The sequence below is a fragment of the Pseudomonas sp. NPDC086112 genome (assembly GCF_044746425.1).
In the GTDB taxonomy this organism is placed as follows: domain Bacteria; phylum Pseudomonadota; class Gammaproteobacteria; order Pseudomonadales; family Pseudomonadaceae; genus Aquipseudomonas.
Map to the genome: position 1 here is coordinate 50,966 of NZ_JBIVCD010000038.1, position 15,274 is coordinate 66,239.

A 15,274-nucleotide genomic window follows, 5' to 3' on the forward strand; every position below is an offset into this window, starting at 1 on the left:
TCAACGCAAAAGAACCGGGGTTTTCGGGGGTTGGGTTTTCTCGGCGTTCGGCACGTCGTTGCCAGCCCCGAGTCCTCCGCCCAAAGCAGTCACCAATTCCGCATGAGCACTCAAGCGTGCAGCCTGAACCTGCTGCTGCACTTGCTGCTGCTTGAACAACAAGGTCTGCGCATTGAGCACGTTGAGGTAATCGGTGAGCCCGCGCTGATAGGCGATCATCGCGATGTCGTAGGTTTTCTGCGCCGTGGCCACCGACTCGGCGGCGAAGGCTTGTTGCTTGTCCATCGACTCGCGGCGAATCAGCTGGTCGGAGATGTTCTTCAGCGCGTTGACCAGGGACTGGTTGTACTTCGCCACCGCGATGTCATAACCCGCCGAGGCCTCGCCCAACTCCGCACGCAAGCGGCCGCCGTCGAAGATCGGCAACGAAATCGCCGGGCCGACGCTGTAGTTGAGCTTCTTGCCAGTCAAAAACTCCAGCGCACCACCGCCGGTGGCCATGTAGCCGAGGCTGCCGACCAGATCGACGTTGGGGTAGAAGCCCGCGTGAGCGACATCGATGCCCCGCGCCTGCGCCGCCACTTGCCAGCGACTGGCAACCACGTCCGGGCGTTGACCGAGCAGTTGCGCCGGCAAAGACGACGGCAACTTCAGCGCCGCGCCCAACGACAGCGTCGGCCGTTGCAACTGTGCGCCCTCCCCCGGTCCCTTACCGGCCAGCGCGGCGAGTTGGTTGCGGCTTAGGGCAATTTCCTCGTCCAGGGCATCGATCTGCCGATGGGTTTCCGGCAAGGGTGTTTCGGCCTGGCTGACTTCAAAATGGGTGCCGATGCCGCCGTCCAGACGTTTCTGTGCCAGGTCGAGGATTTGCTGTTGCTGCTTCAACGTTGCCGCAACGATGTCCCGTTGCGCGTAATGCAACGAGAGCTCGATGTAGGCGCGCACGATGTTGTTCTGCAATTCAAGCTGGGCCTGCCGTGCTTCGGCGACGCTCATGTGAGCCATGTCCACCGCGCGTTCGGTGGCGTTGCTTTCGCGCCCCCAGAGGTCGAGGGCATAGCTGAAACCCAGCGCGGCGTTGTTGTCCCAAGTGGTGGTGTTGGCCAACTCGCCGGGGCCGTAGAACTGATCGGTGGGCCAGTTGTGGCGCTTGAGGGTGGATTGGCCATTGATCTGCAACGACTCGGCGGACTCGGCAAGGCCGGCCATCGACCGCGCCTGACGCACTCGCGCGGCGGCCATGGCCATGCTCGGGCTGCCTTGCAGGGCAAGGTCGATCCAGCGGTTCAGTTGCGGGTCGCCGTAGGCTTGCCACCATTGAGCGGTGGGCCAATGAGCGTCTTGCTCGGCGCTCTGAATGGCATCGTCGGTGGCCAATGAATTGGCCTCCAGTGCCTTGTCTTGCGGGGCAATACCTGCGGTGCCGATGCAGCCGCTGATTGCCAGGGTTAAAGCCAAAACACTGAGCGTCTTGAGCGCTCTGTTGATGCGACGCGGCACTGCTGCAAATTCCTAAAATAGGGGGAGATCCTGTAGGAGCGAGGCTTGCCCGCGAAGGCATCCTCACAGGCACCATGTTGTCGCTTGATAAGACGCCTTCGCGGGCAAGCCTCGCTCCTACATGGGACCGGCGCAATTCTAGGGGTGGGCCTTGTTGGCGATAAGCCGGGATTCTTGTGAATCTTTGTTACCGTTAACGCGATAATCCCTTGGTCTCGTCTTTAGTCGCCTGTAAAGAATCAGCAACTTCGTGTCACAATTTGCCATTCGCCAAGAGAGCACCCCATGGACACTTTGCAAAACATGCGCGCCTTCAGTTACGTGGCCGAGGCCGGCAGCTTCACCGCCGCTGCCGTGCAACTCGACACCACCACGGCCAACGTCTCGCGCGCGGTCTCCAACCTGGAAGCCCACCTGCAAACCCGCCTGCTCAACCGCACCACCCGCCGCATCGCCCTGACCGAGGCCGGCAAGCGCTATCTATTGCGTTGCGAGCAGATCCTGGCCTACGTCGAAGAAGCCGAAGCCGAGGCCAGCGACGCCCACGCGCGCCCGGCCGGGCAACTCAAGGTGCATACCATGACCGGCATCGGTCAGCACTTCGTAATCGACGCCATCGCCCGCTACCGCAAAACCCACCCGGACGTGACCTTCGACCTGACCATGGCCAACCGCGTGCCGGATCTGCTCAACGAGGGCTACGACGTGTCCATCGTGCTTGCCAGCGAACTGCCGGACTCGGGCTTCGTCTCCCAGCGTTTGGGCATCACCTACAGCATCGTTTGCGCGTCGCCCGCCTATGTAAAAGCCAACGGCTGCGCGCACAAACCCAGCGATTTGCTCAACCACGCCTGCCTGCGCCTGGTGAGCCCGGTCATCCCGCTGGAGAAATGGGCCTTCGATGGCCCTGACGGCCAGGAAATGGTCACCATCAACAGCTCACCGTTTTTGGTGAACTCCGCTGATGCGATGAAGACTGCAATCACCAGCGGCATGGGGGTTGGCGTTTTACCGGTGTACGCGGCGATAGAAGGGCTGCGCAACGGCACGTTGGTGCGGGTGATGCCGAACTATCGCTCACAGGAATTGAATCTGTATGCGATCTACCCGTCGCGGCAGTATCTGGATGCGAAGATCAAGACGTGGGTGGAATACTTGCGCGGGTCGTTGCCGGAGATATTGGCGGCGCATCAGGCGGAATTGGCGGCGTATGAGTTGAGTGGGAGTTTGGGTGGGGCGCGGTTGGCGAATTGAGGTGTGTGGACTGCGGGTTAGCCCAGCAGTCCAGCGTACGTTCCGCAGAGCCAATACGCACAAAGGCCAACAATTGAATAGGCAAACATCAGATTGGGAATGACGACCCAGCGTCGTAGGTGTAAAGGGAAGTGCTTTATTTCATCGATACAATGCGGGTCGCTTCTCAGCAGGAATGCATCATCCTCACGAAGCATGGTCGAGAGATGAGTCAAGCGGTAATGACGCCCGTACAGACCATCCCCCATGACCCGACGGTTGCGACCAACGAAGTAAGAGTCGTTGAGGTGAAATTCGAGTTCTTCGAGTTTAAAAAAACAGATGTAAACACGCAGCAGCGAAACGATAGAAACCAGGGCGAAAAAGCCGATCAGGATGGCTGTGTAGAGTAGTTTCAGGTCACTCATCGGGTTTGAAATTGTCGTACGCAAAGACACAAAACCACTCCAAAGCAACAGTAGTCCAGCGCTGACGACCGCAATCCGCATAAGTCTTTTTGGAGTTTCAGCCCATTTTCTCAGACGCTCCGGCAAGATTTCAGCCTCCATAAACGCATACGGGTCCAACATCTGATGTTGATAGAAACTGCCCGTTAAAGCGCCAATCAACCTAAGTCTGTTCATCCGTCCAAACGGGCCGTCACCCGCCGTGTTTCGATTGATACTCACCAAATGAGACGCGTTGAAGTGACCTTCAATTTGGTCGAGTTTGAAGTAGGCGCCCAATAATAAGAGGGTCTGACTGAGCAAAATCATCAGAAAAACAAGTACCCAACCAATCAAATGCACATTCTCAGCGCCACTCATGGTTGTGTGAGCTCATATATTTTTTCACCTATTTCTCCGCCAATTTCTGAGCCTTTGGTTCCCGTCGCACTGGCGACAGCACCCGACACCAGCAGCGCACAAACGATTCCACCAACACCCAATGTCTCCACACCTATTGCCGCGCACACTCCATATTTCAGTGCGCTACTCGCTACATATCCGGCGGCAACACCTCCGCTAATACTTCCTGCCAACTTGCCTCCCTCTACGAATCTAGCTTGGGAGCATTTGATTTTCGACCATGAACGACGCCTCTTCATCACTCAGATCCTTCAATGCTTCGTTGACCTTCTGCGCCGCGATCATCATTTTCGCCTCTTCGCGGCGGCACATGTAATGCCGTGAATCGCTGAAAATCACCATTTGCCCCGGTTTCACCCGCTCACCGAGATGGCGATTGAGCGAGCGAAATTCCCGACGCAGTGCATCGCTTGGCGGGTTTTCGTACAGTGAGCGCTCAAGGGCTTCGAGGGTCATGGGCTGCTGAATGATGTAGAAGCCCGACTCCACGGGTTTGGGCAGAGCGAAGGCATGTTCTTCGACCAGATGTTGCGCCGGTGGCGGCTCAGGTTTGGGTTTGAAGGCATTCCATGAAGCACCGCCGTTATCGGGATCGATGCGGGGCGTCACCATGACCCAATCACCGTTGCTGACGGCGTTGATGAGTTTCTGCTGGTTGGCGGCCTGCATGTAGTTGGATCGGTTGGCGCCGATCGCGCTAAGCAGATCGTCGAAGCCTTGCAGGTCGTAAGGATAGTTCAGGGCCTGGCGCAGGTTGGCGACGGCTTGATGGCTGTCTAGCACCTGGCCGTGTTGGCCGGCGAGTTGGTTTTGGGGGATGAGTCTGGTCACGCTCGTGTCCCGTTCCTTGGAAATGGGAGACTTTGGCGAGTGGGCTCAAGGGGGGATGCCGGGCGAATCGTTTTTGCGTGTAGGGGAAGTCCGAGTTTTCATGATGGCGACACTGTGGGGTGCTGCCGAAGGGCTGCAATCTTTCGATCTTTACGTCATTGATAGCGCCGGAAGATCAAAAGATCGCAGCCTTCGGCAGCTCCTACAGACGGGGTGATTTTTGAGGATGTTTCCCACAGGTTTTGACGGTTGTTGCTTCGGAAACGAAGTGGGTAGGCTTTGTGGGTCGCTACCAAATCAGCGATCAGGTCTGGAAAACCTGGCGAACACTTACCAACCCCCATGGCATACTGCGGCGCTTTTTTCTGCACGCAATTCCTTGTTATGGCGGCTGTGCGCGGGAGACCTTCGGGTCTGCCGGGTTTGGTGGATGTTCCGGTTTTTCCAGTCCGCGCGCAGCTGCCACCCTTTCGTCTGGAAAACGAAAGATGGCAGTTCCACTTCATCTGCCAATGAGTAACTTCCGCATGATCAAAGAAACACCGAACCCTCCTGAAACCGACGACGTTTCCCCCTACGAATCCCTCGATTCAAAAAAGCTCCACGAAGCCGCTAACCGCGCGCTCGATCACTACCTCAATCCAGCCGCTCTCAAATCCCCCGTGGCTCGCAAGCCAAGCACGATGTATATGGTTGCGCCGGATATCAAAGACGAAGACCTGTTGGCCCACACCTGTGAATCGTTGGCCCAGGCCAGTGTGATGGCAACTGATTTTGCGGGGTATCTGGAAGGCCCGCATCGGAATACGGCCATGGCGATTCAGCAGATCGTCATGCTGGCCGAGCTGGCGGTGAACCGGATGCTGGATAACCTCAACGTACCCAAACCCGCGCCACACAGCTGACCCCTTGTAGGAGCGAGGCTTGCCCGCGAAGGCTTTCTCACATTTCAACATTGAGGTCGCCTGACACACCGCCATCGCGAGCAGGCTCGCTCCCACAATTAAATGTGTACATCTGCGAGAGATTGGTCGGCTGTCAGGGCGCCTTCGCGGGCAAGCCTCGCTCCTACAGGTTTGGATGGCGTACACCCGGCAATCCGAGCGCTCGCATAATGTCCGAGAAGAATGTTAGCGTGCTTGGCATTCTCCAAGCCCGACGAGCCGCCTCCAATGAAAAAAACCGTCCTCGCCTTCAGCCGTATCACCCCACCGATGATCGAACGTCTGCAACAAGACTTCGACGTGATCGTGCCGAACCCGAAAAACGGCGACATCAATGCCCAATTCAATGAGGCCCTGCCCCACGCCCACGGCCTGATCGGCGTCGGCCGCAAACTCGGTCGCGCGCAGCTGGAAAACGCCAGCAAACTGGAAGTGGTCTCCAGCGTCTCCGTTGGCTACGACAACTACGACCTCGCCTACTTCAACGAACGCGGGATCATGCTCACCAACACCCCCGACGTCCTCACCGAAAGCACCGCCGACCTGGCCTTCGCGTTGCTCATGAGCAGCGCCCGCCGCGTCGCCGAACTGGATGCCTGGACCAAGGCCGGCCAATGGCAAGCCACCGTCGGCGCGCCGTTGTTCGGTAGCGATGTGCATGGCAAAACCTTAGGGATTGTCGGCATGGGCAACATCGGCGCGGCCATCGCCCGTCGCGGTCGGTTGGGCTTCAACATGCCGATTATCTACAGCGGCAACAGCCGCAAGACCGAACTGGAACAGGAGCTCGGTGCGCAGTTTCGCAGCCTCGACCAGTTGCTGGCCGAAGCCGATTTCGTCTGCCTGGTGGTGCCGCTCAGCGAAAAAACCAGGCACCTGATCAGCCACCGTGAACTGGCGCTGATGAAACCGAGCGCCATTCTGGTGAACATCGCCCGCGGCCCCGTAGTGGACGAACCGGCGCTGATCGAAGCGCTGCAAAACAACCGGATTCGCGGCGCCGGGCTGGACGTCTACGAGAAAGAACCGCTGGCCGAGTCGCCATTGTTCCAACTGAAAAACGCCGTGACCTTGCCGCACATTGGCTCGGCGACCCACGAAACCCGTGAAGCCATGGCCAACCGTGCCTTGGCCAACTTGCGCAGTGCCTTGTTGGGTGAGCGGCCGCAAGATCTGGTGAACCCACAAGTTTGGAAAGGCTGACGAAATAAGGGCAGGCGGTTCAAACGCCTGCCCACTCGTTACACAACGTGCAGACGAAAAAACCTAGCGCTATGGACCAATGCCAGTCAGTTAAGGCGCAGAACCTGTGGGAGCGGGCTTGCTCGCGAAGACGGCGGCACAGTCAACATTGATGTTGCCTGATACACCGCTTTCGCGAGCAAGCCCGCTCCCGCAGGTTCCGCGCCTTAACTGACTGGCATTGAGCGCTATGGATTCTCCTTACTTACCCGCCCCTGCGGATAATGAGTATGGGCGTTGAGGATCGAGCGCGGAGTAATACGCGGTCAATCTTTGAAAAGCATCAGGCAAATTTGCCAGTCCCCTGCACCATCGGCGCCTTGGGTTTACGGAACACCAGCACATTCCCCAACATCACCAACACCAGCCCCACCAGCGCCGGTGCCGTCCATTGATAGCCTTCGACAAACGCCGACACATTCAGCGCCACTACCGGAAAGAGTACGGTGCAGTACGCTGCCCGCTCCGGGCCCATGCGCCCGACCAGCGTCAGGTAAGCGGTGAAGCCGATCACCGAGCCCGGAATCACCAGGTACAGCAACGACCCGATGTAGCGGGCATTCCATTCCATGTCGAACGGGATGCCTTTGACCAGACACCACACCGTCAACATCGCCGCGCCGTAAGCCATGCCCCAGGCATTGGTGGTCAGGGGTTTCAAGCCGGCCTTCTGTTGCAGACTCGACAGCATGTTGCCGGCCGAGAAGCATAAGGTTCCGAGCAGCGCCAAGCCCAACCCGAGCATGGTTTCAGGGCTGGCGGTATGACCGGCCAGCTCTGGCCAGAACAACAGGCCCAATCCGAGCAAACCCAGTGCACCGCCCATCAGTACATTGCGAGCGATTTTCTGACCGAAAAACACCCGTGCGTTGAAGGCATTCCACAGGGTGGCGGTGGAAAACACCACGGCGACCAGACCGCTGGGAATCCATTGGCTGGCGGTAAGAAAGCACATGAAATTGATGCAGAACAGGCACAAGCCCTGCGCCAGGCAGATCAGATGTCCGCGACGGTTCATCACTTGCAGACGGCGGCTGAGCAGCAACATCACGAACAACACCAATGCGGCAAGGCCGAAGCGATAAACGATCGACACCGGAATCGCCACCACGCCCAGTTGCCATTTCAAGGCAATCCAGGTGGTGCCCCAGATCAGCACGGTCAGTAGATACAACGAAATGTTCATGGCGACAGCTCCGGGATGGGCAATGCTGTTCACTTTGTGGCGAGCGAGCTTGCTCGCGCTGGGCTGCGTAGCGGCCCCAAGTCCTGGCAAATTTCGCCAGTTTTGTGAGCGCTACGCACTCAAGCGGGAGCAAGCTCCCTCGCCACAGTGCATTGCCTGATTAGGGAGCCAGTCTGCTGCGCCAATCGTAGGCGCACTTGCATAAACTTGCGCTTTTGTCGGCCGGCGGGCTGGCAGGCCAACCTCTACGGAGTAGGATGCAAGGCGTTGGAGAGAACCGATCATGGCCGCACTGGAAACCCTGCAAGTCTTTCAAGCGCTTAACCGCTCGCCCAATGCTCGTCTGGAGCACAGCGCCGAGCTCGGTGACGGCATGGCCGCAGCTTTGTGGAACAACCACCACGATGCCCAGGATTACGAAGCGCCGAGCCATCACACCTTGTCTTGCTACATCGCTGGCGGTACCGGTACTTTTCGCCGCGACCAGCCCGGCACCAAGGGCGGCCCGGACAAGCTGTGCATTCTGCCGGCCGACCATCAGTCAGGCTGGGTAATCAACGGCGATATTCGCCTGGCCCACCTGTATTTCAGCCCCGAACAATTTGCCCTTGGTTGCGTCACGCTGCTGGATCGCGAACCTCGGGAATTGCAGCTGCGCGAGCGCACGTTCCTTGAAGACCCGCAGCAAGCCCGGCGCTTTCGGCAGTTGATCGCCCTCAACTGGGATGAGCCGGGCGAACGCCTGCTCACCAGCAGCCTGGCCCACGAAATGCTCAGCCATGCCCTGCTCAGCCAGGTCGGTGTGCGTGAGGGCTTGCGCCTCAAGGGTGGGTTGGCGGCGCATCAGCGGCGGCAGTTGGTGGAGTTCATCGACCATCAAATGGCCGAAGCCATCAGCCTTGGGCAATTGGCGGGGTTATGTGCGCTGTCCGAATATCACTTTGCGCGAATGTTCCGAGTGAGCTTCGGTTTGCCGCCGCATCAGTATGTGTTGGCTCGGCGACTGAGCCGCGCGCGGGAATTGTTGCGCACAACGTCGCAGCCGTTGGGGGATATTGCGTTGGCCTGTGGGTTTGCCAGTGCGAGCCATTTCACCAATCGTTTTCGCCAGGCACTGGGTGGTACGCCTGGGGAGTATCGGCAGGCGTTTTTGCGCTAGCGATGCAATCCAGTCGATTTTCGGTGACCGACAGCTGGAACCTCTACGCCAATACCGAAGGTTCATTTGGCAGCGTGCAGTACAGCCAGACGCCTAACCGGGTGACCAGCGGCGAAGTCAAACCGGAGAAGGCGCGCACCTGGAAGCTGGACCCGCTACGACAATGGCGCGTTGCGTGCCGAGATTGGCGCATTCCTGATCAATTTCGACAATCAGTATGAAAGCAATCAAGCCAATGACTATGTGATCGCCCGTGGCGAAACCGCGTTTTGATTACTACCCCGGTCTGAGGCAAGACACTTTGTGGCGAGGGAGCTTGCTCCCTCGCCACAGGTTTCCATGGAACCACAGGAGCCGGCAAACACCATAAACAAGAACGGGCCTGCATAAGCAGGCCCGTTTTTCAGGTGGAGAGAAAGTGAAAAAGTAAATCAGGCCTCAGCCGTTTTGTGCAGCCTGTTCGTTCTCGAGAAACTCGTCTTCCAGCAGCGCATCGGCCGTAGGCCTTTCGAACGGCACCACAGCGGCACGTGGTTTGCCCCGCAGTTTGCCGAACAGATGTTCAAGCGCATGTTCGAGTTTTTCAGCCGCACCGTCGATCGCCAGTTCCAGGTTAGCGGCTTTATGGGTAACAGAAATCGGTTGATGGCCTTTTGGCCGCGCTTCCAGCTGACAGCGCATATCGTGGGGACCGGGCTTGTCGCCGTTCTCGTCCCGCAGGTGGACCTCGACGCGGGTCAGGTCCTCTTCATAACGTTCGAGCGTGCTCTCAATGGTAGTACGTACCCACTCCTCCAGTCGGATGCTGCTTTGAATATGGTTATCGCTATTGACTTGGATTTGCATAGTTCATCCCTTATTTCAGCTAGCTCGCGAGAGGCCCTTCGGCTGGCCCTTGGGCTTCATCACCGTGACCTCTTGGTTACACAATCGGTGTGTGCGCAGAACATTTCAACCCCTAAAAAAAGATAAATATTCATTCGCAAAAAAAGCCGGACAACGGGTAAAAGCGCTGTTAATGTCGGGAGTTGGGTCGCCCCTGGCTGATGTTCCAGGCTGCTGTCACATCTGCTGCTCCGCCAGCGGATGCAGGCTACGAAATATCCCCGCTTCTTCCACCAGCCAGTCATGCACCGCGCGCACGCCCGGATGGCTCAGCGCGCCCGGCGCATAAAGCAGCACGTAACGCTTGTGATTGGGCACCGCCAGGCCAAACGGTACGATCAACGTCCCGCGCTCGAGTTCATCGTTGAGCAGCGTTCGTCGCGCAATCGCCACGCCCATCCCGGCAATCGCCGCTTCAATAGTCAGGTGATTGCGATTGAAGGTATGCCCGCGCCGCACATCCGCGCCCTCGAAGCCGATGGCGTTGAGGTAGAACTCCCATTCCGCGTATTCGTAACTGCCGCGCCAGGCGGTGATGTCGTGCAGCAACGGAAAATGCACCAGATCCGCCGGGCCGTGCAGTGGCGGCCTTGCGCGCAAAAGGCTCGGGGCGCACACCGGAAAGATCTGCTCATCCAACAAGGTTGTGGATAACAATCCCGGATAACTGCCGTCATTGAGGTCGATGGCCAAATCGAAGTCGCCCTCATGCAATGGCACGCTGCTGTCTTCTGCCACCAGCCGCAATTGAATGTCCGGAAAACGCTGCTGCAAACGCGGCAACCTGGGGGTCAACCACTTGCTCAGGAACGATGGAATCGAGCGCAATCGCAAAATCCCGCTGATCATTCCCGCATCCAGTCGTCGCAATTCCGCATCGATGCTGCCGTAGGCTTCGTTGACGGTGATAGCCAATCGCTGGCCTTCAGCGCTCAACTCCACACCCCGGGCGCGACGATGAAACAGGCGAAAACCTAGCCGCTCTTCCAGTTGGCGAATTTGCTGACTGACCGCACCCGGCGTGATGTGCAGCTCTTCGGCGCAACGGGTGAAGGACAAGTGCCGCGCGGCACACGAAAACACGTGCAGCCAAACGTAGGTCTGGGCGTGCAATTGGCGACTCATTGTTTAGTCCTGCTAAAGGCTGTCTTAGGAAGTTTCGTTGGTCACGTAGGACCGAGGTTGGCAGTATCGCCCACCTTGCGCTTGGCCTACAAAAATGGCGGCGATTTCTCTTCCATTGCTTGTATAGGCTTTAGCATGGCTATCAGTGTTTTCGATCTCTTCAAAGTTGGCATCGGTCCGTCCAGCTCCCATACCGTCGGCCCGATGCGCGCCGCCGCGACCTTCGCCCAGGCACTGATTGACCAACATTTGCTGGCCGACGTACGGCGGGTAGAAATCCGCCTCTATGGCTCCCTTTCGGCCACTGGCGTCGGTCACGCCACCGACCGTGCCTGCGTTATGGGCCTGATGGGCGAATGGCCAGACAGCATTGATCCGAACTCAATCGACAGCCGAATCCAAACCTTGCGTGAAACCGGCGAACTGAGTCTGGCCGGCAAGTCGACTATTGCCTTCAACTGGCAGCGCGATCTCCTGCTGCTGGACGAGAGCTTGCCCTACCACCCCAACGCGATGTCTCTGACAGCCTTCGGCGAAACCGGTGAGCTGTTCGAGCAGACGTACTACTCGGTGGGTGGTGGTTTCATCATCGAAGCAGCAGAAGCCGAGTCCGGCATTGCGCCAGCCAGCGATGTGGTGCTGCCCTACGATTTTTCCAGTGCCGCCGAGTTGCTCAAGCTCTGCAACCAGCACGGTCTGCGGGTTTCCGAGCTGATGATGGCCAACGAACGGGCCTGGCGCAGCGACGCCGAGATCCGCCAGGGCTTGCTGCATATCTGGTCGGTGATGCGCGAGTGCGTCGAGCAAGGTTTGCGTCACGAAGGCATTCTGCCCGGCGGTCTGAATGTTCCGCGCCGCGCCGCGAAATTGCACCGCAGCCTGTTGGAAATCGGCAAACCGAATGTCATCAGTTCCACCCTGTCAGCCATGGAGTGGGTCAACCTGTTCGCCCTCGCCGTGAACGAAGAGAACGCGGCTGGCGGACGCATGGTGACCGCGCCTACAAACGGGGCGGCGGGGATCATTCCCGCCGTGCTGCACTACTACATGAAATTCAACCCGGACGCGTCGGACGATGACGTCGTGGCGTTCTTTTTGGGCGCTGCCGCTGTAGGCATTCTCTGCAAGAAAAACGCCTCGATCTCCGGCGCCGAAGTCGGCTGCCAGGGTGAAGTCGGTTCCGCCTGCGCCATGGCCGCCGCCGGCCTGGCCGACATACTCGGAGCGACTCCCGAGCAACTGGAAAACGCCGCCGAAATCGGCCTGGAACACAACCTCGGCCTGACCTGCGACCCCGTCGGCGGTCTGGTGCAGGTGCCGTGCATCGAGCGCAACGCAATTGCTGCCGTGAAGGCGATCAACGCCACGCAAATGGCCCTGCGCGGTGACGGCAAACACTTCATTTCCCTGGACCGGGTGATCCGCACCATGCGCGATACCGGCGCCGACATGCACGACAAATACAAAGAAACTTCACGGGGCGGCCTGGCGGTGAGCTGGGTGGAGTGCTGAGGAGCACTCCGAAGCAGGTGCCTGCCTGACCGTCCGCAACACGTGAGCCCGAGCAAGAATAATAACGAGGCGAAAACGATGACCGAAATACGTACACCTGCTGCCGATAATCCTGCTGTAGATCTGACCCGCAATAGCGAAATAACCCACAAAGGCTGGAGCAAACACGACACCACCTGGATGCTTGGCCTCTATGGCACGGCGATTGGCGCCGGCACGTTGTTCCTGCCGATCAACGCCGGTGTCGGTGGTTTCTGGCCGCTGCTGCTCCTGGCGGTACTGGCCTTTCCGATGACCTTCTTCGCCCACCGTGGCCTGACGCGTTTCGTGCTGTCCGGGCGTTCCGGGGACATTACCGAAGTGGTGGAAGAACACTTCGGCGTCGGCGCCGGCAAGCTGATCACGCTGCTGTATTTCTTCGCGATCTTCCCGATTCTGCTGGTGTACAGCGTGGCGCTGACCAACACCCTGAGCAGCCTCATGGAGCACCAGTTGCACATGACGCCGCCCCCTCGGGCGATTCTGTCGCTGGGGCTGATTCTCGGCTTGATGGCGATCGTGCGTTGCGGTCAGAGCGTCATCGTCAAATGCATGAGCGTGCTGGTTTACCCGTTCGTCGCGGCATTGCTGCTGCTCGGCGTCAGCCTGATTCCAAACTGGAACGGCGCGTTCTTCGCTACCGCCAGTGAAGGCATGCCGCTGCCGCTGTTCTTCAAGACTTTGTGGCTGGCGATTCCGGTGATGGTGTTCTCGTTCAACCATTCGCCGATCATCTCGGCCTTCGCCGTCGATCAGAAACAGCGTTACGGCGAACAAGCCGAACGCAAAAGCAGCGGCATTCTCGCGATCGCTCACGCCATGATGGTCGTCACGGTGATGTTCTTTTGCTTCAGCTGCGTGCTGGCGTTGTCCCCGGCTGATTTGGCCGCTGCGAAGGCGCAGAACATTTCGATCCTGTCGTACCTGGCCAACCACTTCCAGACACCGGTCATCGCTTATGCCGCGCCGTTGATTGCGTTGGTGGCGATCACCAAATCCTTCCTCGGCCATTACATCGGCGCCAGCGAAGGCTTTCAGGGCCTGATCGTGAAAAGCCTGCGTGGCCGTGGTCGCGTCATGTCCGCCCGTTGGCTGAACCGCATTACTGCGCTGTTCATGATCCTCAGCTGCTGGGCCGTGGCGACCTTCAATCCGAGCATTCTGGGCATGATCGAAACCCTTGGCGGGCCGATCATCGCGTGCCTGTTGTTCCTGATGCCGATGTACGCCATCCGCCGCGTGCCGGCCTTGCGCCAGTACTCGAATCAGGCCTCGAACGTGTTTGTGGTGTTGATCGGTTTGATTGCACTGTCTGCGATCATCTACTCGTTCATGCCCTGAAACGGGCAGGCAAAAAGAAGGCGGGCCAGAGTGCCTAATGCCGGTCAGTCAAGCGAGCAAACCGCTTTTCGTAGGAGCCAGGCTTGCCGGCGAAGGCGTCCTTGAGTGCGCTTTCGCCGGCAAGCCTGGCTCCTACAGGTCCGAGTTGTCCTTGACTGACCGGCATTAGCCAGAGTGCCCGCCACTTTTTTGCCGTATCCATTGTCCGACAGTTTTTCCGGCATGCACCTTGCTACATCCCTTACGCGGCACGGATGAAAGCACATGAACATGGAAGGCCGATGGTCTGGTGTTGCGAACTAATCCCGATCACGGCCGTCAACAACTGCACGTTCAATCAGGCGGTGACGCATTATGGACAATCCTTTTCAGCTCATTACCGATGCCTTTGCACCGGATTATCAAGTCAACCTGAGCATTCAGGGGCTGGACGGCAGCATCATGCTGACCCTCTCCAAAAGTGGTCGCGTGGTGGCCAAACGGATGATCAGCGCCGAACAACGCAATGATCCCAAGCGCCTCAAACGCCTGGTGCAAAGCATTCAATTCGGCATCGCCATCGAACAAGGCCACAGCGCCGTGGCCATCCTCGAAGCCATGACCGACGGCGACAATCATAACCCGCCGCCGCCCTTGGTCAAATCCCGGCCCCGACCTTCAATGGGGCTTTAAATCTCGCCCTTCTCCACTTCGGGATGCTCGCCGGAACCCGCACCGATCTTGCGTTGCGGGTGTTCGATCTTCACCGAAGGGAACTGCGACGAGGCGTAACGCACCACCAGAATCGAAAACGCCAGCAGCAGAATCCCGCCGCACAGATAGATGATCCCCAGGTCCGGCGGATTGTGGTGCGAGACGTTGGAGATCAGCAGCCGCGTCAGCGCGGTGATCGCCACATAGATCAGGAAACGCACCGGCATGTGGTTGGTCTTGAAGTAAATCCCGACCATCGCCCCCAGTTCCAGGTAGATGAACAGCAGCAAGATGTCATCGATCTTGATGTGCCCCTGTTCGAGCATTCCGAGGAATTCCATCACCGCCGCCCACGCGGTCACCGCACCGATGGCGAACAGCGCCAGGTAGTGGAAGGTCTCGACGAACAGGTTGCCCAGGGACTCGGCCAGTTGGTGCACGTTCTGCCGCAGGTTCTCGGCCCAGTTGATTTTCACTTTGATTGTTCCTTAGCTCGGTTCGAGCGGATGATGCGGGTTGGACGTGACGGTTGTTCTGCATGCAGAAAAAAGGCCAGAGGCTGTTGGGTGAGATAGCGATGGGCTGCTACTGGACACTTTTGTGGTGCTTTTGCCGGCCTATTCGCGATGTAGAAACGGATACATCCTTTACAATCGAGACCGGGGACATCCTTTACGTTTTTGTGGGTTTGAAAGGCGGTTTTCACCGCTTTTCA

15 protein-coding genes and 1 pseudogene are annotated in these 15,274 nt (G+C 58.4%); 8 read left to right on the forward strand and 8 right to left on the reverse strand.

Annotated elements, in window-relative coordinates:
• Window positions 1–1,500, reverse strand: coding sequence for an efflux transporter outer membrane subunit (locus ACIPLA_RS22525; protein ID WP_401176054.1), 1,500 nt, complete (start codon window positions 1,498–1,500; stop codon window positions 1–3).
• A gap of 285 nt (window positions 1,501–1,785) precedes the next feature.
• Between ACIPLA_RS22525 and ACIPLA_RS22530 the strand changes: the two genes are divergently transcribed.
• Window positions 1,786–2,754, forward strand: coding sequence for a LysR family transcriptional regulator (locus ACIPLA_RS22530; protein WP_123501008.1), 969 nt, complete (start codon window positions 1,786–1,788; stop codon window positions 2,752–2,754).
• Between the two features lie 17 nt (window positions 2,755–2,771).
• On the opposite strand, the gene ACIPLA_RS22535 is transcribed toward ACIPLA_RS22530, so the two are convergent.
• The 3 genes from ACIPLA_RS22535 to ACIPLA_RS22545 form a co-directional block, all read right to left on the reverse strand.
• Window positions 2,772–3,560, reverse strand: a complete 789-nt coding sequence (locus ACIPLA_RS22535) for a hypothetical protein (protein ID WP_401176058.1) — start codon at window positions 3,558–3,560, stop codon at window positions 2,772–2,774.
• Between the two features lie 234 nt (window positions 3,561–3,794).
• Window positions 3,795–4,433: a hypothetical protein gene (locus ACIPLA_RS22540; RefSeq protein WP_401176061.1), complete on the reverse strand. Its 639-nt coding sequence runs from the start codon at window positions 4,431–4,433 to the stop codon at window positions 3,795–3,797.
• A 155-nt stretch (window positions 4,434–4,588) separates the two neighbouring features.
• The gene (locus ACIPLA_RS22545) at window positions 4,589–4,804 is read right to left on the reverse strand and encodes a hypothetical protein (RefSeq protein WP_401176068.1); all 216 of its coding nucleotides are present in this window, start codon (window positions 4,802–4,804) and stop codon (window positions 4,589–4,591) included.
• A 156-nt stretch (window positions 4,805–4,960) separates the two neighbouring features.
• On the opposite strand from ACIPLA_RS22545, the gene ACIPLA_RS22550 reads away from it, so the two are divergent.
• A complete protein-coding gene (locus ACIPLA_RS22550) occupies window positions 4,961–5,338 on the forward strand; it encodes a DUF6124 family protein (protein WP_123501000.1) in 378 nt (125 codons plus the stop codon).
• A 267-nt stretch (window positions 5,339–5,605) separates the two neighbouring features.
• Complete coding sequence (locus ACIPLA_RS22555; RefSeq protein ID WP_063341505.1) at window positions 5,606–6,580, forward strand: D-glycerate dehydrogenase; 975 nt, start codon at window positions 5,606–5,608, stop codon at window positions 6,578–6,580.
• A gap of 322 nt (window positions 6,581–6,902) precedes the next feature.
• Here ACIPLA_RS22555 and ACIPLA_RS22560 read toward each other — a convergent pair whose 3' ends face one another.
• The gene (locus ACIPLA_RS22560; protein ID WP_008070482.1) at window positions 6,903–7,805 is read right to left on the reverse strand and encodes a DMT family transporter; all 903 of its coding nucleotides are present in this window, start codon (window positions 7,803–7,805) and stop codon (window positions 6,903–6,905) included.
• Between the two features lie 283 nt (window positions 7,806–8,088).
• Between ACIPLA_RS22560 and ACIPLA_RS22565 the strand changes: the two genes are divergently transcribed.
• On the forward strand, window positions 8,089–8,964 hold the full coding sequence (locus ACIPLA_RS22565) for a helix-turn-helix transcriptional regulator (protein ID WP_401176072.1): 876 nt from the start codon (window positions 8,089–8,091) through the stop codon (window positions 8,962–8,964).
• 26 nt (window positions 8,965–8,990) lie between these two features.
• A pseudogene (locus ACIPLA_RS22570) lies at window positions 8,991–9,228 on the forward strand (TonB-dependent receptor domain-containing protein); the annotation flags it as partial.
• A 174-nt stretch (window positions 9,229–9,402) separates the two neighbouring features.
• Here ACIPLA_RS22570 and ACIPLA_RS22575 read toward each other — a convergent pair.
• Both ACIPLA_RS22575 and ACIPLA_RS22580 read right to left on the reverse strand, forming a co-directional pair.
• Window positions 9,403–9,810: an HPF/RaiA family ribosome-associated protein gene (locus tag ACIPLA_RS22575; RefSeq protein WP_008070486.1), complete on the reverse strand. Its 408-nt coding sequence runs from the start codon at window positions 9,808–9,810 to the stop codon at window positions 9,403–9,405.
• A 216-nt stretch (window positions 9,811–10,026) separates the two neighbouring features.
• Window positions 10,027–10,974 carry a LysR substrate-binding domain-containing protein gene (locus ACIPLA_RS22580; protein ID WP_123496709.1) on the reverse strand — a complete coding sequence of 316 codons (948 nt, stop codon included), beginning with the start codon at window positions 10,972–10,974 and terminating at the stop codon, window positions 10,027–10,029.
• Between the two features lie 135 nt (window positions 10,975–11,109).
• Between ACIPLA_RS22580 and ACIPLA_RS22585 the strand changes: the two genes are divergently transcribed.
• From ACIPLA_RS22585 to ACIPLA_RS22595, 3 genes are all read left to right on the forward strand, one after another.
• The gene (locus ACIPLA_RS22585; RefSeq protein ID WP_063341512.1) at window positions 11,110–12,486 is read left to right on the forward strand and encodes an L-serine ammonia-lyase; all 1,377 of its coding nucleotides are present in this window, start codon (window positions 11,110–11,112) and stop codon (window positions 12,484–12,486) included.
• Window positions 12,487–12,564: 78 nt separating this feature from the next.
• A complete protein-coding gene (locus ACIPLA_RS22590; RefSeq protein ID WP_218398725.1) occupies window positions 12,565–13,866 on the forward strand; it encodes a serine/threonine transporter in 1,302 nt (433 codons plus the stop codon).
• Between the two features lie 354 nt (window positions 13,867–14,220).
• Entirely contained in the window at window positions 14,221–14,538 is a 318-nt protein-coding gene (locus tag ACIPLA_RS22595; RefSeq protein WP_401176078.1) for a DUF3509 domain-containing protein, read from the forward strand.
• Here ACIPLA_RS22595 and ACIPLA_RS22600 read toward each other — a convergent pair.
• Window positions 14,535–15,035: a phosphate-starvation-inducible protein PsiE gene (locus ACIPLA_RS22600; RefSeq protein WP_008014507.1), complete on the reverse strand. Its 501-nt coding sequence runs from the start codon at window positions 15,033–15,035 to the stop codon at window positions 14,535–14,537. The genes ACIPLA_RS22595 and ACIPLA_RS22600 overlap by 4 nt on opposite strands.
• Between the last annotated feature and the right edge of the window lie 239 nt (window positions 15,036–15,274).